This window comes from Paraburkholderia pallida, assembly GCF_004524855.1.
Lineage (GTDB): Bacteria > Pseudomonadota > Gammaproteobacteria > Burkholderiales > Burkholderiaceae > Paraburkholderia > Paraburkholderia oxyphila.
The window spans coordinates 619,434-637,947 of the sequence record NZ_CP038150.1; the positions used below are offsets into that span (position 1 = coordinate 619,434).

Sequence of the window (18,514 nt, forward strand, 5' to 3'; positions counted from 1 at the left end):
CGGAGAGACCCATACGATGGCTACGATATCTACGCTAGCGACGCCCGCCGCCGACGAAAACGTCTTCGTCCTGCCCGCCGCGACCATCGCCGGCAAGCTGGTGAGCAGCGAAGGCGGCGCGCACGACGCAACGCCCATCTTCAACGCCTCGACGGGCGCCACGATCGGCTGGCAGGAGCATGCCAGCGCCGCGCTCGTCGACACGGCCGTGCGCGCTGCACATAAGGCGCTCGCCGCGTGGCGCGGCACGACGCCCGCCGCGCGCGGCAAGCTGCTGAAAAAGATCGCCGGGCTGATCGAGGCGAACCGCGCGCGCCTCGCCGCGATGCAAATGCAGGTGAGCGGCAAGCCGCCGATCGAAGCGGACATCGACGTGGGCGACGCCGCCGCCACGTTCAACTATTACGCCGATCTGTGTCTCGACGAGAAGGCTTTCGCCCCCGAAGCGCTCGCGCTGCCGGACGATACCGTGACCGGCGAGCGCTTCTATGAAGCCGTCGGCGTGGCCGCGCTGATCGTGCCGTGGAACTTCCCGATGGTCACCACGGCATGGAAGATCGCCCCGGCGCTGGCCGCCGGTTGCACGGTGGTGCTCAAGCCTTCCGAGATCACCTCGCCGGTCGAGCACCTGCTCGCCGAGATCATCAACGAAGCGGGCGTGCCCGCAGGCGTCGTCAACCTCGTGAACGGCGGCGGCGCTGTGGGCGCGCTGCTCACCGCTCATCCGCTCGTCGACAAGATCTCGTTCACGGGCAGCACGGCGTCGGGCACCAAGGTGATGCAGGCAGCCGCGCAGGACATGAAGCGCCTCACGCTGGAACTGGGCGGCAAGTCCGCGCTCATCGTGCGCGCGGACGCCGACATCGAACGCGCCGTGACGCTCGCCGTGGGCGGCGCGTTCACAAATGCGGGGCAGATGTGCTCCGCCACCGCGCGCATCCTCGTGCACGACGACGTGTACCGCAAGTTCATGGCCGCGTTCGAGACTGCCGTGCGCGCGCTCGTGGTCGGGCCGCCGCAAAGCGACAATGTCGCGATGGGGCCACTCGTTTGCGCGGCGCAGCGCGCGCGCGTGCAGGCGCTCGTCGAGCAAGGCGTGCAGGCCGGCGCCTCGGTCGCGTTTTCGGGCAGCCTCGAGCATGCCTGCGCGGACGGCTTCTTCATGCCACCCGTGGTGATTGCGGAGCCGCCGGCGGACAACCTGCTCTGGACCGACGAAGTGTTCGGGCCGGTGGCATGCGTCAAGTCCTTCCGCACCGATGAAGAAGCGATCGCGCTCGCCAACGACACGCGCTATGGCCTGGTCGCGACGGTCGTGACCGCCGATCGCGAAGCGGCGCGGCGCTACAAGGCGCAGTTGCGCGCGGGCCTCGTGTGGATCAACACGCCGCAACTGATCTTCCCGCAAGTCTGCTGGGGCGGGCTGGGGTTGAGCGGCATCGGGCGCGAGTTGGGCCTGGCCGGGCTGCGCAGCTATCAGGAGTTGCGGCACGTACTGGCCGACATCGGCTAAAGCGGCGGCGCGGCGCTTCACGGCGCCGCGCCGTCTGACTTCATTTCGAATTAGTTAGTTATACCTGGCACTGGCACTACGTCGCGATGCCTTGAACGGCGCCCTCACCCCGCGCGGCGCTGCGGTGCCGCCGTCACCAGTGCCGCGCAGCACGGCACGACGCACAGCAACACGAGCAGCATCCAGAAGGCCGTCTCGAGGCCAAGCGCCTTGGCGACGAAGCCCACACCCGCGGGCCCGACGAGGATACCGGCATAGCCCGTGGTCGTAATCGCGGCAATCGCGAGCGCGGCCGGCATGACCTGCTGCGCGCCCGCACGGCGAAACAGCACGGGCACGATATTCGACGCGCCTAGCCCGATCAGCAGAAAACCCGCCAGCGCCAGCGCGGCAAACGGCGAGGCCAGCAGCACCACAAAGCCCCCCGCCGCCACCACGCCGCCCCAGACCAGCGTGGCGCGGTCGCCGATGCGCGCCGTCACGGCGTCGCCGGTCAGTCGCCCCGCCGTCATCGCGATGGCGAACAGCATGTAGCCCACGCCCCCTTGCGCCGCGGCCACGATCCCCTTGCCCGTGATCAGCAGCGCGCTCCAGTCGAGCAGCGCGCCTTCGGCCAGAAACGTGATGCCGGTGAGCCCAGCAATGAGCAGGACGACGCCGCGCGGCGTCACGAAGAGCGGGCCGCGCTGGGCCTGAGCCGCGCGCAGCAGCCGGGGCCGCGCCACGAACATCGCAATCAGCATGAGCGCGGAGCACAGCACGGTGCTCTCGAATGCGCCAAGGTGCAGCGAGAGCAGGAAGGTCATGAACATCGATCCCGCGAAGCCGCCCACGCTGAAGAGCGCGTGAAAGCCCGACATGAGCGGGCGACCCGCCGCGCGCTCCACCTCGACCGCATGCACGTTCATGGCGACGTCGAGCGAGCCGAGCGACGCGCCGAACACGAAAAGCGCGAGGCCGAGCGCGAGCGGCGTGGCCGCAATCGTGAGCAGCGGCAGCACGAACGCCACGCCGATCCCGCCCGCAACGATGACGGGCCTGCTGCCGTAGCGCGCGGTGAGCGCGCCCGTCGCCAGCATGGAGAGCACCGAGCCGAGGCCGATGCACAGCAGCAGCAGGCCGAGCGTGCCCTCGTCGACGGCGAGGCGGTCCCTCGCGAACGGCACCAACGGGGCCCAGCACGCAATGCCGAAACCGGCAACGAGAAATGCCAGCCGGGTCGCGAGACGCGTGGCGGGCCGATCGGCGAATTCCATTGATGTTTGCTCCAATGTTGCGGTGCGGGCAGAGTCCGGTCTCAGAGGCCCGCTGGGGGATCGGCACGCAGCACGGTCGTGCCGGCTTTCGAAAGGGCCGTGATTTGCGTGCGCGGCGCGTCGTGCTCGACGATCACGCACTCGAGCGCATCGACGCTTGCGACGCGGTGGGAAGCCTGTTCGTCGAGCTTGTCAGTCGTACTGAGGATCAGCGTGCGGCGGCTGCGCGCCAGCACGGCGCGCTTGAACGACGCATCGGCGAATTCGAAGGCGCTCACGCCTTCACGGGGCGAAACCGCGCAGGCGCCCAGAAAGCAGCAGTCGATATTCATGTTCTGGACGCTCGCCGCGGCGGCCGCATCGACGCAGCCGCCCACCACCGGGTCCACCGCTCCGCCCACCATGATGAGCCTGACGTCGCCGCGCCTGAGCAGCGCGGCGGCAATATCGACGGAGTTGGTGGCCACGGTCAGTTCGTGGTCCTCAGGAAGTGCTTCGGCAAGCGCGAGATTGGTGCTGCCGCTGTCGAGGAAAAGCAGCTCGCCGCGGCGCACCTGGGCGGCGCCGGCCCGCGCGAGCGCCTCCTTGCGTTCGCGGGCCTCGTCCATGCGCGCGGCCATGGGCGCCGAAGCGGGCGTGATGGGCAGCGCGCCGCCGTAGACGCGCCGGCACTGCCCTTGCGCCGCAAGCGCGCGCAGGTCGCGCCGGATGGCGTCTTCGGACACGCCGAATTCGGCGGCCAGCGTGGCCGCGACGACCGCCTGGCCGGCGGCGAGCCGGCTGGCGATCAGCTCGCGCCGGGCGATGGGGATTTCATCAGTCATGCCCCATGATAACGTGCACAAACGAGAATGTAAACGTGCAAAAACGTGCACGCTGGATGTGCGTCAAACAGGCGTGGGCCTACAACCCGAACTCCGCCCGCATCATGCTCATGTGATCGACCACGCGTCGCGCGTAGTCCTTGGCGCCGCCGCTATAGCGATACAAAGCGTCGTCGAGGTTGCCATCCGACGCTCGTATGTAGTCTTGCAGAATGGCAGACCCGATGCGGACGTTCGTGCGCGCGTCGTTCAAATCGGATGCGCGAAGGACAAGGTCCCTGTGCTGGGACGGCAGCACTTGCATGAGTCCTCTCGCGCCAACCACACTGACCGCGAACCGGTCGAAACTCGATTCCACCGCGATCACGGCAAGCAATAGCAACGGCGAGATGGTGTAGCGCCTGGCCGCGTTGAGCACCGCGTGACCGATTTCCAGCGCGTTGCGCAAGCCGATATGGAAGCGGGCGTTCACAAAATTTGCGATTTCCTCTGCCGTGGGCGCGCTGTCTTGCGGCACGTCGAGAGCGTGACTGGGTGTCGTCCAGGGCGGCGCGTCTGCGCCATAACACAGTTCCGCTTGCGATCCGAAGATCACGATGGCCACCGCGAAAATAATACTGCCGAGGCGATACGCCATAGCGCGTGGCCAATCACCCAGATCCCGTTTCAGCTTCGCATACATGATCCATGTTCCCGACAATGCATACCGCACACCGAGCGCATTTCCGAGCTTCAGAAAGCGCTGCCCTTCGGCGATATAGTGTCCTCACAACCACATCATTCATCTTACGATCATTCTTTTAAGAATGATTTTATATAGGATGATGTGATTGGAAGACGTGAAAGTCAAGGGCACCAGGGAATGACCTGGATAAAGGGCGCGATATCATGGCCGTTCGCGACTACTCACGACTGCCCAGCCGAAACCCATGAACATCCGGTTTCTCGAAACCTTCATCTGGCTCGCCCGCCTGCAGAACTTCCGCCTCACCGCCGAGAAGCTGCACACGACCCAGGCCGCCGTATCGAGCCGCATCGCCTCGCTCGAGGAAACCTTTGGCGTGCGCCTGTTCGACCGCAACTCGCGCTCGGCCACGCTCACGCCCGCGGGCCGCAAGATGCTCGCTTACGCCGAGCGCATCGTGCGTCTGGGCGACGAAATGCGCCGCGAGGTGGAAGACGCGAGCGGCGACGCGGGCCTGATCCGCATCGGCGTGATCGAGTCGATCGTGCATAGCTGGTTTCCGGCGCTGATGGCGCGCGTGCGCGAGCGCTTTCCGCATCTCGAAGTCGAGGTGACGAGCGACACCACGATCCATCTCGTGCAATTGCTGCGCGCCGACGCCGTCGATCTGATCCTCCAGACCGATGCGCTGCCCGAGCGTGACTTCGTCAACCACCCGCTATGCGAATTCCCCATGCGCTGGGTCGCGAGCCCCGCGCTGGGCCTCGCGGGCGCGCGCGTCGGCCTTGCCCAGCTCGCGGCCTTGCCCATCCTCAGCTTCTCGCGCCACTCGGGCCCGCACACCACGCTCGAGCGCACGTTCGCGCGCGCCGTGGAGCGCCCCGTGCGCATCAATTGCATCAGTTCGGTGGCCGCGATGATCCGCCTCGTGTCGGACGGCTTCGGCGTTGCCGTCCTGCCGCCCGCCATCATCCAGCGCGAGTTGCGCGAGCACACGCTCGATGTGCTGGACGTGGAAAGCGCGTTCGCGCCGCTGCCGCTCGTGGCGAGCTACCGGCTGCACAGCCACCCGTTGCCGGCGCGCATTGCCGAATTGGCGACGGAACAGGCGCGCGCGTTCGTGGCAGCGCTCGGGCCTGAGCTGGAAGGCCCGTCCGCGCGCGAGTCGGGCGGCGCCGCGCCGGGTGCCGCGAAATCCACGAGCGCCACGAGCACGGCGAAATCGACGAAGGGCGCTGCGGGCGGCAGGGCCGCTAAAGCCGCCGCCAACCGTAAGCGATAAGAAAACCTGGTCGGTCCGTAATTTATTTCTTGTTGGACCGAACCCCTGCCCGCTCGCCAAACTGCGCTGGTCCGAATTTCAATTCACAGCGCAGGAATCCAACGATGAGCCATCCCACGAGCGCCCCGGCCGGCCAACTCTGCATCTGGACCGACACCGATCCGCACACCGAAGCCGACTTCAACGCGTGGTACGACCGCGAGCACATGCAGGAGCGCGTCGCGATTCCGGGCTTTCGCCACGCCCGCCGCTTTCTCGCCAATGACGGCAGCGCGCGCCGCTATCTCGCGCTCTACGTCACGGCATCGCTCGACGTATTCCGCAGCGACGCCTATCGCCAGGCCTTCACGCTGCAAACCGACTGGTCGATGCGCAATTTCGCGCGCATGAGCGACACGCAGCGCCGCGTAGGTGAGCTCGCCTTCGAGGCCGGCGCGGGTGAAGGCGGCCACGCAGCCATCTTTGTCGCGCCGCCGCACAGCGTGGCCGCCATGGCCTGGCGCAACGAAGCGCAAGCCGCCGCGCAAACGCCCGGCATCCACGCCGTGCGCGTGTTCGTCACCGATGCGGCGCTCTCCGCCCCGCTCGCCACGCGCGACGGCGCGGCCGCCGAGGCGCCACAGGATGCACTCGTCATCGTGGAAGGCAGCTCGAACGCCGCCGCACGCAGCGCGGCCGACCGCCTCGCCATGCTGGCGAGCGACGCGGCCGCATCCGTGCGCACCTTCGACATGCTCTGGCGCCTCGCGGCGTAAGCGAGCGCGCGCGAACGATCAAGCAGGCCAGCTCGCACGCCGCCGCGCGAGCTGGCCGACCCAGCGACAACCAGAACAACGAGCACGAGACACACCCCGGCGCACAGTGCGCGCCGCGCGTTTCCCCTGGAGAACCCGATGAACGCTCTCGCCCAGACCTCATCCACGCTCGAGCGCCCGCGCGCGGGCCGCGGACGCCTCGCCACAGCCAGCATGATCGGCACGTCGCTCGAGTGGTACGACTTCACCGTCTACAACACGCTCGCCGCGCTGGTCTTCAATCACCTGTTCTTTCCCTCGGTCGATCCGCTCGCGGGCACGCTGCTCGCGTTCTCGACCTATGCCGTGGGCTACGTCTCGCGCCCGCTCGGCGGCCTCGTCTTCGGCAATCTCGGCGATCGCGTGGGCCGCCGCGCCGTGCTCATGATCACGCTCGTCCTCATGGGCCTCACCACCGCGCTGATGGGCGTGCTGCCCACCTACGCGAGCGCCGGCATCCTGAGCCCGATCCTGCTCGTGACCCTGCGCTTCGTGCAAGGCATCGCGCTGGGCGGCGAGTGGGCCGGCGCCGTGCTGCTCGCCGTCGAGCATGGCGATCAGAACAAGCGCGGGCTGAACGCCTCGTGGGCCCAGGTCGGACCCTCGTTCGGCACGCTGCTCGGCACGGGCTTCATCGCGCTCATCACGCTCACGCTCTCCGCTAGCGACTTTCTCTCGTGGGGCTGGCGCGTGCCGTTCATCGCGAGCCTGCTGCTGGTGATCTTCGGCCTGTGGGTGCGCAGCAGCGTGGGTGAGACGCCGCAATTCGAAAAGCTGAGCGAGTCGCACGCGCAAGCCAAGGTGCCCGTGGTCGAGGTGTTTTCGCACCACTGGCGGCGCCTGCTCGTGGCCGGCGGCGTGCGCATCGGCTCCGACGTGCTCTACGCGCTGCTCGTGGTGTTCACGCTGACCTACGTGACCACGGTGCTCAATCTTTCGCGCTCGCTCGCACTCGGCGCCGTGCTCGCGGGCACGGCCTGCAATGCCTTGACCGTGCCGCTGTTCGGCGCGCTCTCGGACCGCTTCGGGCGCCGCCCCGTCTATCTGGGCGGGGTGCTGGCCGCCGTCGTCTGGGCCTTCGGCTTCTTCTCGCTTGTCAATACTTCGCAGCCCGTATTGATCGTGCTCGCGGTCATGATCGGCCTCGTGATCCACGCCGTGATGTACGGCCCGCAAGCGGCCTTCGTCACCGAACAGTTCCCGACTCGCGTGCGTTACGCAGGCTCCTCGCTCGCCTATACGCTCGCAGGCATTCTCGGCGGCGGCTTCGCGCCGCTCATCATCGTCGCGCTGTTTCGCAGCTGGCACAGCACCACGGCCGTGTCGCTCTATGTGAGCGGCGCGCTTGCCTTCACCGCGCTCGCGCTCTTTGCCGCCCGCGAAACCGCACGCCGTCCCCTTGAAGAGTAAGAGAGCAAGAACATGACCACGCTTTCCCTGACCGTTTTCCCCCTGAACGACGCCGCCACGACGCTGCCTGTCGAGATCGACACGCTCGTGATCGCGGGCTGGGCCGGCCGCGACGCACAGGCCATCCAGGCTCATATCGACGAGCTCGCCGCCCTGGGTGTCGCCCCGCCCACGAGCACGCCGTGCTTCTATCGCGTGGCCGCCAGCCAGCTCACGCAGGCCGAAACCGTCGAGGTGCTCGGCACGCACACGAGCGGCGAAGTCGAATGCGTGCTGCTCGACAGCCCGCTCGGCACGCTGGTCACGATCGGCTCCGACCACACGGACCGCAAGGCGGAGGCCTATAGCGTCGCGGTCTCCAAGCAGGTCTGCGCGAAGCCGCTCGCACGCGAGGCGTGGCGCTATGCCGACGTGGCCGCGCACTGGGACCAGTTGCAGATGCGCGCGACGGTCGTGGACGCGAACGGCAAGGCGCGCCCGTACCAGCGCGGTGCGGTGGACGGCCTGCTGCCGCCCCCGGCGCTCTGGAGCGGCTATGCGCAGGCGGAAGGCGCGCAGGCAATGAACGACGGGCACGAAGCGCACAAAACGCACGAAGGCGCGCTGCCCGCGCGCTGCGCGATGTTCAGTGGCACGCTTGCCGTGCACGGCGAGCTCGCGGCGATGGCCTCGGGCGACGCCTTCGAGATGGAACTGCACGATCCGGTGCTAAACCGCAGCCTGCGCCAGCGCTACAGCGTGCGCGCGCTGCCGGTCGTCGCCTGAACTCAAGTCGCGCGTGCACATTCGGCGCACTCATCCCTTCCTTCAAACGCCTCCCACACCATGCCGCAGATGACTTTCCCGCCCGCTGCACCGCTCGAGCAACTCGCCGCCGCGCTCGACGCCGGCACGACCACGAGTCGCGCGCTCGTCGAGACCGCGCTCGAGCGCATCGCCGCCGATGGCGGCAACGGCGCTCACGCGTTCTGTGAAGTCGACACCGAAGGCGCGCGCCGCCAGGCCGACGCGCAGGACGCCTTGCGCCGCGCCGGCGTCAAGCTCTCGCCGCTCGCCGGCTTGCCGGTGTCGATCAAGGATCTCTTCGACGTGGCGGGCCAGACCACGCGGGCCGGCTCGCGCGTACTCGCCGACGCCCCGCCCGCCTCTGCCGACGCGCCTGCCGTGGCCCGCCTGCGCCGCGCCGGCGCGGTGCTGATCGGCCGCACCAACATGAGCGAATTCGCGTTCTCGGGGCTCGGGCTCAATCCGTGGCACGGCACGCCGCGCTCGCCATGGCGCACGGATACCGGCACCCCGCGCGTGGCGGGCGGTTCGTCGTCGGGCGCGGCGGCGTCGGTGGCGCAAGGCATGGCGGCGGCGGGCCTCGGCAGCGATACGGGCGGCTCGCTGCGCATTCCCGCCGCGTTCTGCGGCCTGACCGGCTTCAAGCCGACCGCGCGGCGCATCCCCACCGCGGGCATGCTCGCGCTTTCGACGACGCTCGACACCACGGGCGCGATCGCGCCGAGCGTGGCCTGCTGTGCGCTGCTGGACCGTGTGCTGGCCGCGCAAGCCGATACCGACGCGGCGGGCAAGGCCGCCATGCCGCACTGGCCGCGCGCGACGCTCGACGGCGCGCGGCTTGCCGTGCTCTCGCATTATGTGACCGATGGCATGGACGCAACGGTTGGCGCGGCCTGGGACGCGGCGCTCGCGCGCCTGTCTCGCGCGGGGGCGCAGCTCGTGCCGCTGCGCCTGCCGGTGCTCGACACGCTCCCGGCCATCAACCGCTATGGTTTCTCGCCGATCGAGGCCTACGCGGCGCACCGCGCGCGCCTGCCCGGCCAGGCGGACCGCTACGACCCGCGCGTGCTCGCCCGCATCCGCCACGGCGAAGCGGCCAGCGCCGCCGACTACCTCGACCTGCTCGCGGCGCGCGCCGCCGCCATCGCGCAAGCGCGCGCCGCGCTCGCGGGCTTCGACGCCTTCCTCATGCCGACCGTGCCGATCGTGCCGCCCGCCATCGACGCGCTTCAAGCCGATGCGGCGCACTTTGCGGCCACCAACGCGCTGGTGCTGCGCAATCCCTCGATCGTGAACTTTCTGGACGGCTGCGCAGTGTCGCTGCCTTGCACCCCTGCTGGCGAAGCGCCGGTGGGGATCAGCGTTGCGGGCCTCGCGCTGGCCGATGCACGCGTGCTGGGCATCGCGCAGGCGATGGAGGCCGCGTTGCGCCAATGAGTCTGGCGTCGCGACAGATGGCGCAGGCGCGTCGCGCAATCAAGGGTTGCGTGCCGTTCGGCACCTGCCAGAGCCGGCCGCGTCCCGAAGGTCGCGGCCGGCTCGCGTGATGCGGATGCCGCGCTCAATCGCGCGACTTGCGCGAATCGTCAGTTATAGATATCGAACGAGAAATACTTTTTGGCGATGCGCTGATAGGTGCCGTCGTGAAGGATCGCCGCCAGCGCTTCGTTGATCTGCTGGCGTAGTTCGTTATCCTCCTTGCGCAGGCCAATCGCCGCGCCCGTTCCCAGCGTCTTCGGGTCGTGCAGCGCCGGGCCGGCGAATGCGAAGTCGCGCCCGTTCGCCGTTTTCAGAAAGCCGAGATCGGCCTGCACCGACGATTGAAGCGCGGCATCGAGACGGCCGGACACGAGATCCGCATAAACGAGATCCTGAGTCTGATAGGTGCGGATGATCACGCCTTTCGGTTCCCAGTAGGTCCGAACATAGGTCTCCTGAGTGGATCCCTGCTCGACGCCGACGCTCTTGCCCTTCAGCGACTCGACGGTCGGCAGGATGTTCGAGCCGCGCTTCGCGACGAGTCGCGGCGGCACGTTGTCGATGGGGTCGGAGAACGCGATCTGGGCGAGACGCTTGTCCGTGACGCTCATCGACGAGAGGATGCCGTCGAACTTCCGCGCCTCGAGCGCGGGGATCATCCCGTCGAACGCATTTTCGACCCACACGCAACGCGCCTTCAGCCGCTCGCAGATCGCGTTGCCGAGGTCGATGTCAAAGCCCACGAGTTGGCCATCGGTCGATCTCGATTCGAACGGGGCATAACTGGGGTCGACGCCGAAGCGGATCACCGACGGCGTTTTCGCATATCCAGCGCTGGCCGCAAGGGCCAGCACGATTGCAATCGTAAGCTTTTTCATCAGATCTCCGTATTAATATTCAATTTTTTGAGTTGAGTGCCGTATCGGCGCGAAGTATGCGAAGGATGCGATGTCGTGTGCATCGATCCCCGCAATGGTTCATTCAACGCGCGCCTGCCCGCGGGCAGGCGGCCGTATCGCTCGTCCCGTCGAGAAGGTACTTGTTTGTGCGAACGGCTGGAAATTAAATATTCACCTGCATGGCAGTGGGAAACTCGATGGCACTGGGCATGCTGGTCTGAAGGCGGCCCGCGCCGTGTCGGAGGGAACGGCTTGATGGGACTTGGATCTTTCGCAGGGCGACCTATACTAGAGATCAGCCGCGCGGAAGCCGGCCCTGAAGCAGTAACGAACGAGAAGCTACGTTCAATGGGGCGCGGTAGCGGGGCCACGGAAACGCCTGCGTAAGAAACGTGGGCGTTTTCTTTTTGGGGGCTTTATCGGCGGCGGGCGGATTAGAAGAAATGCTGAATCCCAACGGCCGCGCCGAACTGTGACCGGCCCGATGCCGGACCCGCGCCGACCATGGACGCGACTGCATTCGCGCCGGAAGCCTTTTGGTACATCAGTTGCTGATAAAAACTGGTTCGCTTCGACAACTGCCAGGCGTTGGACACGCTCGCCGTCACCCAATGGCCGCCGGCGAAATTCTCCACCGACGCGCCTATCCCGACCGTATCAACCTGGAACGTATAGGTCATGCCTGCGTCAATGGTATTGGCCGTGCTCTCGCTCCCGTCGAGCGCCGTTATGCGCGATTGCGTGAAGAGCGCATGCAACAAGGCGCTGCCGATCGCATAGCTGCCGCCCACGCCCCAATTTTCCACATTCCGCGCGACGATGGAGGCGCCTGGCAAGGGCGCGTCGAACAGCGACTTGAGACCGATGACGCCCGACAATTCGAGGTATCGATCGTTTTCGTTTGCATACGCGGCGCCGAAGCTCGCTGAGCCTGTCTGGTACTTCAGCGTGAATCCGTAGTTCCGGCCAACCGCGAATGCACCGGCATGATTGCCGAATCCGAACTGCGCGCCAACCGACAAGCCACGGTACGATGCGCTGAGATACTTCACTGAATTGTCGAACTCGAACGTGTTGGCGAGTTCATCCAGATTGCCCTGATGGAAAGCTGAGAAGCCGCCACCCAGATATGCGCTGCTATAGGGGCTCAAGGTGTCGTACATGAAGCTCGGCTGGTGGCCGAATGTCATGGTGCCGAATGCGTCGGATTTCACGCCGATCGAGGATTCACGCTGGAAGATCTGGTTGGGCACAACCAGCTTGCCACTGTTGAGCGAGTAGCCTGCTTCCAGGCGGAAGACGGCGCGTAGTCCACCACCGAGGTCCTCTGCGCCGGTCAGGCCGAATAGATCGGGGATCAGGTTGCCGTCCTGGCTGGTGTACAGCGGTTTCCCATTGACGTTGCTGAAGTAGGCCACGGCGCTGTCTACATTTCCGTATAGCGTCACGGAGCTTTGTGCGTTGGCATACGATAGGGTGAAGCATGGCATTGCCATGAATATTGCGAATCTTAGTTTCACTGGATCTCCATTCCTGATTGATTTGTTTTCAGTTCGAAGGCTCTTGCACGCCTTTTTCTTGACATTTTTATAATGGTCTTCAGGCGTTGGCCTTAACTTGTTTTCGCGGCGGGCCGCGGGCGTTGCCCCTGTGCGGGGCGGCACCTACTTTTCTTTGCAGCCGCAAAGAAAAGTAGGCAAAAGAAAGCGGCTCACACCGCCAGTGTGACGCCGCCCCCCACTGCCCTGTCCTTCGGAGCGGCTCCGGGGCATCCGTCTCCTCGCTCACTCCGCGTTAGTGACAAGGGGCTCATCCTTCCCGCCGCGCGCTACGCGCGGGCGGAAGGGTCTGCAAGGAAAACCGCGGTGCTGCTCGGCGAATACGCGGGAGCTCTGTCGCCTGATATATTGAAGTCCTGAAGATACACGAGAGTGATTCAATATGAATATGTTGGAGTCCTACGCTACGCGCACATCCCACTGGTTTGGGTTATACCCCACGGCGCGCGCAGCGCCGCCGGATGAATGAACCCTTAGTCACTCCGCTATACGCCCCGTGATGGCAGACGCCCCGGAGCCGCTCCGATATACAGGGCAGAGGGGGACGGCGTCACACTGGCGGTTTGAGCGGCTTTCTTTTGCCTACTTTTCTTTGCCGCGGCAAAGAAAAGTAGGTGCCGCCCCGCACAGGGGCGACGCTTGCGGCCCGCCGCGAAAACAAGTTAAGGCCAACGGCCCAAAAAAAACACTTCCCTATCACGCTCTCAACGTAAAATTCACGCGATCACCGCAAATTAAATCGCATTACTAATCAACGCAGAGATGAGACTCCCGCAAACCGGCAGTGCCCGCTCGCCCACAACACCAAAGCGCGAGCGCTTTAAAACTGGCCACCCAACCCGGTGGCCGCCGCGCTACAAAATGATGTTAATCACCTTCTTCTCAAGGTAGCTATAAAGCTCCTCCACACCCTCCTCCCGATCAATACCACTGCTCTTGAACCCGCCCCACGGCACGCCCAGGAAATGGGTATTGCTCCCGTTGAGAAAGATGCTCCCAGCCCTGATGCGCTTCGCAGTATTGAGCGCCTGCTTGATATCATTGGTCCATATCGCAGCAGACAAGCCATATTCAGTGTCATTGGCCATCGACACCATCTCATCCACATCGCGCCAGCGGGCAACCGCAAGAATCGGACCGAACACTTCTTCGCGCCATAGCCTCATCGAAGCCGTGACATCGGCGTACACGGTAGGCTCAACCCAGTAGCCCTTGCGAAACGCGTCGCCCTCCGGTCGCTTGCCCCCCGTCATCAATCGCGCGCCCACAGTCTGCGCGGGATCCAGAAAGCTCGTGACATGCTGATAGCTGCGCAACGAATTGATGGGGCCCATGCCGGTATCCGGCGACATGGGATCGCCAACGCGTATCGCCGCCACCCGCGCGACCACACGTTCGAGCACCGCCTCGTAGATGTCTTCGTGAATCAACAGGCGGGAGTTCGAGCCACATGATTGACCCTGCCACGCGAAATTCATCCCCTGCACCGCACTGGCCGCTGCCAGGTCGAGGTCCGCATCCGGAAAAACGATCATCGGATTCTTGCCGCCGAGTTCGAGCGAGACATGTTTGACCCCTGTCTCGGCCGCGCTGCGCTGAATGGCCATTCCGGTCTGGACCGAGCCGATCAGGGCCAGGCGCTTCACGTCCGGATGTCGTACCAGCGCATCGCCGACTTCCGCGCCCGTGCCATTCACAATATTGAAGACGCCTTTGGGAAACACCTCGCGCGCAATCTCGCCAAGCAACAGCACGGATAACGGAGAGGTCTCCGGCGGCTTGACCACGACCGTGTTGCCTGCCACCAGTGCGGACGCGGTGCGCGCCGCCGAAAACATCGCGGGATGGTTGTACGCGGCAATGCGCCCGACAACCCCATAGGGCTCGTAGACGGTCAAGTGCAGGTGACGGCTGGTGGCGGGCAGCGTCTCGCCGTGCAGGCTATAGGCGAGGCCCGCATAGTAGCGCAGGCTTCTGACCGTTTCCCGCATGCTGGCCAGCGTCGGGCCATACGTATTGCCGGAATCGAGCACCTCGACGCGCGACAACTCCTCGGCCCGCTCCATGATCCGGTCACCAAAGGTGCGCAGGATCTCGCCGCGTTCCTCCCCCGTGCGCTCCGCCCAGGCTGGCCAGGCCCGCTTTGCCGCATCGACGGCACGCGCAAGGTCCCTGCGCGTGCCCGCCGCCGCACGGCCGATCACTTCCTCATTGGCGGGATTGATTGAGTCGACCCAGTTTCCGCCCTCGCTGTCTACCAGTTCGCCGTCGATGAGCAATCGCCCCGTGGTCCAGGCTTCATTCATTTCCACTCTCCGCATGCTTGATATTGCCCGTGCTCAGGCGGCGCTCGCCGGCCACCGCTGTACGCGCTTCTTCCACATCTCCCATGGGCGGTCCACCTGGGTTTCGATGTTACGTTGCGCAGTTTCGGCTTCTTTCTCGCTCAGATAGGTCACCTCGCCAAGGCGCAATGCTTCGACCTGCAGCCTGGCATTCACTTCCGCGTAGACCGCGCGGTAGACCGCGTGCTTGAGCGAGGGCCCAACCACGGTGGAACCATGGCCTCGCATCAGGACAAAGGACGACTCGCCCAGCTTCTGTGCCAATGCGGCACCGAGACCCCGATTGCGGATCAGCAGGTCGGAACCATCCCCTGCAGCCTCCCGGATCTCGAAGATTGGCGTTCCCGCTCCTAAGAATCCGCTCATATGGCAGACAGGCCGAAACCGGGTGCTGCGCGACACGCTGAACGGCAAGACGGTTGGCGAGTGGCTATGGACGATGGCCTGGACATCGGGCCGGGACTTGTAGATCTCGCCATGAATGAACCGCTCGAGGTAGACCGCCCTTCCGTCGGCATTGACTGGCGTGCCATCCAGCATGAATTCGACGATGTCATTGGCATTCACTGTGGCCGGCGCCATATTTCTCGCCAGCAGGAAGCGTTCGGGGTCCATGTCGTGGCGGACGCTGACATGACCGAAGGCGTCGACAATGCCCTGATCGAAAAGGATATGGTTCGCGGTAACGAGGTCTTCGACGAGCGCGCGGCTGGCAGGGGGACCGGACGCTGCCGCGTCGTCGGCATACGCCGCGATTCCGGCGTCAAATAGATTGGTACACATATTCTGGTGAGGTTCCATTGAGACACATGGGTGCCATCCTTCGGCCGGCATGGCCAACCACGTTGAGGGATGGGTTGCGCAAAGCATAGGGCCGCCCAGGCACCCGGTCTATTAGCTCTCGATGGACCGATTCATAGCTCGTCAGCTATGAATCCCCCTCCTTCAATGCCCCGTGGACTCGAGCACAAACTGCACAAGGGCGGACTGATAAGCGGAAAAGCGCTTGTCCTCCCTGTGCACGAGATAGGTGGGAATTTTCATGCTCATACCCGGCCGCTCCAGCGCGACCAGATCGCCCCGCCGGACATCGTCGCGAACCGAACAGGCCAGCATGAAACTCAGGCCGATGTCCTGGCGAACCGCGTGCTTCATGGCCTCCGGGTGTCCCAACTCCATCACGACTTTGCGCGTATCCAGCCCGTACTTGCGCAACAACGTTTCTTCAAGATCACGGCGCGCCATATTCTTCGGTGTACTGATGAAGGGAACGGTGTGCAGGTCCACCGCCTGCGGATCCGCGCCTAGCCATCGGCTGGACGGCGCGGCCACCAGCAGCAGGTCTTCCTCCCAAAGTGGAATCGCCTTGATGCCGTCGAGATCCTGGGTTGATTCGAGCAGGATCACCGCAAAATCGCAGCCTCCGATCCGGGTTGCGTCCACAGCCGCCTGCGGGTCGGTAATCTGGAGCGTGATCAGGCCATCGGGATGCTGGCTGTGGAATGCCGAGAGGATCGACGGCAGCGTGTACGAGCCCACGGACATCGATGTCGCCACCACCGCGCTGCCCGCCGTGCCTTTTTCCAGACCGGCAAGCTCGCGCTCGACCTCCCGCGTCCTCGATATGACTTCCGCCGCCCATCGATAGATCCTTTCGCCCGCCTCGGTCAACGCAATGTTGCGGCCCGATCGCGTGACCAGGGCGTAGCCCAATTTGGCCTCCATGCTGCGCAAATGCGCCGTGACGACCGGTTGTGCAATGCACAGCCGGTCCGCCGCGCGCGTCACGCTGCCCAGCTCAACCACCGTGCAAAAGACCTCGAGCTTCTGGAATGTGAGGTAAGAGTCGAACCCTCGCATAGTCTCCCCTGTTTCATAGTCATCCAGCTATGGAGCACCTTCACAAGACGTATTGGAAGATATGGTTGAGGTTACGCACAATTGCTCCAACAGACAACACACGTTGGCCACGTAGAGGGCCGGTTGGAGGATGACAATGGCAAGCAAAGAGTTCGACTATGTGATCGTTGGGGCAGGTTCCGCAGGCTGTGCGCTTGCCTACCGCCTGGGCGCCGACCCCAATCTGCGGATTCTGGTGCTGGAGGCCGGCGGACACGACCGCTCGCCCACCGTCAAGGTCCCGCTCACATGGGGACTGATTCTGAAGAACCGCCTGTTCGACTGGGGTTATTTCACCGAGCCCGAGCCCGGCATGAATGACCGCAAGATCGAATGTGCACGCGGCAAGATCGTGGGCGGCTCCTCGTCGATCAACGGCATGGCCTACGCCCGCGGCGCACGCGAGGACTACGATGCCTGGGCTCGCGATCTGGGCCTGAGCGAGTGGTCATACGAAGGCGTCCTGCCGTACTTCAAGCGCTCGGAAAGTTGGGAAGGCGGCGAGAGCGCGCTGCGCGGCGGCAGCGGGCCGCTGACGGTGATCCGCATGGACTATCGTGATCCGCTGATCGGTGGCTTCCTGCATGCCACCCGCGCGTGCGGCTACCCCGCCAACGAAGACTATAACGGCGAGTCCGTCGAAGGATTCGGCCCGATGCAGGCCACGATCCGCAAGGGCCTGCGTTGCAGTGCTGCGGTGGCCTACCTCAGGCCCGCGCTTGCACGAGGCAACGTCACGCTTGTCACCCAGGCGCTCGTCGAGAAGGTCATGCTCGAGAAGCAATCCGGCACGCCAAGGGCAACCGGCGTGGTGTACCGGCATAACGGCGAGACCGTTCGTGCGCATGCACGCCGCGAAGTGATCCTGTCCGGTGGCGTCATCAACTCGCCGCAACTGCTCATGCTTTCCGGCATCGGGCCGGCCAGCGAGCTCGCGAGCCACGGTCTCGATACGGTGGTCGACCTGCCCGGCGTGGGCCGCAATCTTCACGACCATATCGTCTTCGACATACGCTGGCGCCGCCAGGCGCCGGGTCCCCTGCACCGGATGATGCGCGCCGACCGGATCGGGATGGACGTGGTCCGGACTTTCTTCGGCAAAGGCGGCTTCTCGAGCAAAATCCCCGCGGCCGCGGTGGGACTGATCCGCAGCCAGCCTCATCTGCAACACCCGGACATCCAGCTCATTCTCGCCGCCGGGCCAATGAATGCCGGCCCCTACTTCGCGCCATTCAAGAAGCCCTATACCGATGCCTTTTCGATCAAGGGCATTTACCTGACGCCAGAGAGCCGGGGCCTGGTTCGGCTGGGCAATGCCGATCCGTCCAGGCCCGCCATCATCGAGCAGAACTTCCTCGCGACCGAAGCGGACCGCAGGTCGGTACGCGAAATGTTTTACCGGATGCGAGAGATCGGCGCGCAGGCTGGCATGCAGGCATTCATCGCGGAAGAGCTCTCACCGGGCCCGAAGACCCGTAGCGACGCGGACGTGGACAGCTTCATTCGCCAGAACGCGATCACCCTGCACCATCCGGTCGGCACCTGCAGGATGGGCCCGCAGGGCGACGCCATGGCCGTGCTCGACAGCCAGATGCGCGTGCGCGGCGTGGACTCGCTGCGTGTCGTGGATGGCTCCGCCATGCCCCGGGTCGTGCGCGGTCCGACCAACGCCCCGATCCTCATGATGGCCGAACGCGCAGCGGATTACATGCTGGGAAAACACGTGGCAGGCGAAGCCTCCACGCATCGGCATGCATTGGCGACGGCGACCACGGCCTGAGCC

General features: G+C 65.3%; 15 protein-coding genes. 7 read left to right on the forward strand and 8 right to left on the reverse strand.

Annotated features, from left to right (window positions below; translation table 11 throughout):
• Positions 1-16: 16 nt before the first annotated feature.
• The gene (locus E1956_RS29435) at positions 17-1,513 is read left to right on the forward strand and encodes an aldehyde dehydrogenase family protein (protein ID WP_134755859.1); all 1,497 of its coding nucleotides are present in this window, start codon (positions 17-19) and stop codon (positions 1,511-1,513) included.
• A gap of 104 nt (positions 1,514-1,617) precedes the next feature.
• Here E1956_RS29435 and E1956_RS29440 read toward each other — a convergent pair whose 3' ends face one another.
• From E1956_RS29440 to E1956_RS29450, 3 genes are all read right to left on the reverse strand, one after another.
• Positions 1,618-2,769, reverse strand: coding sequence for an MFS transporter (locus E1956_RS29440; RefSeq protein WP_134755861.1), 1,152 nt, complete (start codon positions 2,767-2,769; stop codon positions 1,618-1,620).
• Positions 2,770-2,810: 41 nt separating this feature from the next.
• A complete protein-coding gene (locus tag E1956_RS29445; RefSeq protein ID WP_134755863.1) occupies positions 2,811-3,593 on the reverse strand; it encodes a DeoR/GlpR family DNA-binding transcription regulator in 783 nt (260 codons plus the stop codon).
• Positions 3,594-3,672: 79 nt separating this feature from the next.
• Positions 3,673-4,275: a lytic transglycosylase domain-containing protein gene (locus E1956_RS29450; RefSeq protein ID WP_134755865.1), complete on the reverse strand. Its 603-nt coding sequence runs from the start codon at positions 4,273-4,275 to the stop codon at positions 3,673-3,675.
• 247 nt (positions 4,276-4,522) lie between these two features.
• On the opposite strand from E1956_RS29450, the gene E1956_RS29455 reads away from it, so the two are divergent.
• The 5 genes from E1956_RS29455 to E1956_RS29475 all read left to right on the forward strand — a co-directional run bounded on the left by E1956_RS29455 (position 4,523) and on the right by E1956_RS29475 (position 9,987).
• Positions 4,523-5,560, forward strand: coding sequence for a LysR family transcriptional regulator (locus E1956_RS29455; protein WP_134755867.1), 1,038 nt, complete (start codon positions 4,523-4,525; stop codon positions 5,558-5,560).
• A 104-nt stretch (positions 5,561-5,664) separates the two neighbouring features.
• On the forward strand, positions 5,665-6,315 hold the full coding sequence (locus E1956_RS29460; RefSeq protein WP_134755869.1) for a DUF4286 family protein: 651 nt from the start codon (positions 5,665-5,667) through the stop codon (positions 6,313-6,315).
• A 138-nt stretch (positions 6,316-6,453) separates the two neighbouring features.
• Positions 6,454-7,764: an MFS transporter gene (locus tag E1956_RS29465; RefSeq protein WP_134755871.1), complete on the forward strand. Its 1,311-nt coding sequence runs from the start codon at positions 6,454-6,456 to the stop codon at positions 7,762-7,764.
• 12 nt (positions 7,765-7,776) lie between these two features.
• Complete coding sequence (locus E1956_RS29470) at positions 7,777-8,529, forward strand: DUF2848 domain-containing protein (protein WP_134755873.1); 753 nt, start codon at positions 7,777-7,779, stop codon at positions 8,527-8,529.
• 69 nt (positions 8,530-8,598) lie between these two features.
• Complete coding sequence (locus E1956_RS29475) at positions 8,599-9,987, forward strand: amidase (RefSeq protein WP_134757881.1); 1,389 nt, start codon at positions 8,599-8,601, stop codon at positions 9,985-9,987.
• 149 nt (positions 9,988-10,136) lie between these two features.
• On the opposite strand, the gene E1956_RS29480 is transcribed toward E1956_RS29475, so the two are convergent.
• From E1956_RS29480 to E1956_RS29500, 5 genes are all read right to left on the reverse strand, one after another.
• Positions 10,137-10,907, reverse strand: a complete 771-nt coding sequence (locus tag E1956_RS29480; protein WP_134755875.1) for an ABC transporter substrate-binding protein — start codon at positions 10,905-10,907, stop codon at positions 10,137-10,139.
• A gap of 455 nt (positions 10,908-11,362) precedes the next feature.
• Positions 11,363-12,424 carry a porin gene (locus E1956_RS29485; RefSeq protein WP_335930021.1) on the reverse strand — a complete coding sequence of 354 codons (1,062 nt, stop codon included), beginning with the start codon at positions 12,422-12,424 and terminating at the stop codon, positions 11,363-11,365.
• 917 nt (positions 12,425-13,341) lie between these two features.
• Positions 13,342-14,793 carry an aldehyde dehydrogenase family protein gene (locus E1956_RS29490; RefSeq protein WP_134755879.1) on the reverse strand — a complete coding sequence of 484 codons (1,452 nt, stop codon included), beginning with the start codon at positions 14,791-14,793 and terminating at the stop codon, positions 13,342-13,344.
• Positions 14,794-14,826: 33 nt separating this feature from the next.
• Complete coding sequence (locus tag E1956_RS29495; protein WP_232072083.1) at positions 14,827-15,633, reverse strand: class II aldolase/adducin family protein; 807 nt, start codon at positions 15,631-15,633, stop codon at positions 14,827-14,829.
• A 144-nt stretch (positions 15,634-15,777) separates the two neighbouring features.
• Complete coding sequence (locus E1956_RS29500) at positions 15,778-16,692, reverse strand: LysR family transcriptional regulator (RefSeq protein ID WP_134755881.1); 915 nt, start codon at positions 16,690-16,692, stop codon at positions 15,778-15,780.
• A gap of 136 nt (positions 16,693-16,828) precedes the next feature.
• Between E1956_RS29500 and E1956_RS29505 the strand changes: the two genes are divergently transcribed.
• Positions 16,829-18,511: a GMC family oxidoreductase gene (locus tag E1956_RS29505; RefSeq protein WP_134755883.1), complete on the forward strand. Its 1,683-nt coding sequence runs from the start codon at positions 16,829-16,831 to the stop codon at positions 18,509-18,511.
• The last annotated feature ends 3 nt before the right edge of the window (positions 18,512-18,514 follow it).

What these genes read in the sequence shown, in the direction of transcription:
- E1956_RS29470 (WP_134755873.1), top strand. Translation starts at nt 7,777, where the DNA reads ATGACCACGCTTTCCCTGACCGTTTTCCCCCTGAACGACGCCGCCACG.
- E1956_RS29450 (WP_134755865.1), bottom strand. Translation starts at nt 4,275, where the DNA reads ATGTATGCGAAGCTGAAACGGGATCTGGGTGATTGGCCACGCGCTATG.
- E1956_RS29435 (WP_134755859.1), top strand. Translation starts at nt 17, where the DNA reads ATGGCTACGATATCTACGCTAGCGACGCCCGCCGCCGACGAAAACGTC.
- E1956_RS29495 (WP_232072083.1), bottom strand. Translation starts at nt 15,633, where the DNA reads ATGGAACCTCACCAGAATATGTGTACCAATCTATTTGACGCCGGAATC.
- E1956_RS29440 (WP_134755861.1), bottom strand. Translation starts at nt 2,769, where the DNA reads ATGGAATTCGCCGATCGGCCCGCCACGCGTCTCGCGACCCGGCTGGCA.
- E1956_RS29475 (WP_134757881.1), top strand. Translation starts at nt 8,599, where the DNA reads ATGACTTTCCCGCCCGCTGCACCGCTCGAGCAACTCGCCGCCGCGCTC.
- E1956_RS29480 (WP_134755875.1), bottom strand. Translation starts at nt 10,907, where the DNA reads ATGAAAAAGCTTACGATTGCAATCGTGCTGGCCCTTGCGGCCAGCGCT.
- E1956_RS29445 (WP_134755863.1), bottom strand. Translation starts at nt 3,593, where the DNA reads ATGACTGATGAAATCCCCATCGCCCGGCGCGAGCTGATCGCCAGCCGG.
- E1956_RS29490 (WP_134755879.1), bottom strand. Translation starts at nt 14,793, where the DNA reads ATGAATGAAGCCTGGACCACGGGGCGATTGCTCATCGACGGCGAACTG.
- E1956_RS29500 (WP_134755881.1), bottom strand. Translation starts at nt 16,692, where the DNA reads ATGCGAGGGTTCGACTCTTACCTCACATTCCAGAAGCTCGAGGTCTTT.
- E1956_RS29505 (WP_134755883.1), top strand. Translation starts at nt 16,829, where the DNA reads ATGGCAAGCAAAGAGTTCGACTATGTGATCGTTGGGGCAGGTTCCGCA.
- E1956_RS29460 (WP_134755869.1), top strand. Translation starts at nt 5,665, where the DNA reads ATGAGCCATCCCACGAGCGCCCCGGCCGGCCAACTCTGCATCTGGACC.
- E1956_RS29465 (WP_134755871.1), top strand. Translation starts at nt 6,454, where the DNA reads ATGAACGCTCTCGCCCAGACCTCATCCACGCTCGAGCGCCCGCGCGCG.
- E1956_RS29485 (WP_335930021.1), bottom strand. Translation starts at nt 12,424, where the DNA reads ATGGCAATGCCATGCTTCACCCTATCGTATGCCAACGCACAAAGCTCC.
- E1956_RS29455 (WP_134755867.1), top strand. Translation starts at nt 4,523, where the DNA reads ATGAACATCCGGTTTCTCGAAACCTTCATCTGGCTCGCCCGCCTGCAG.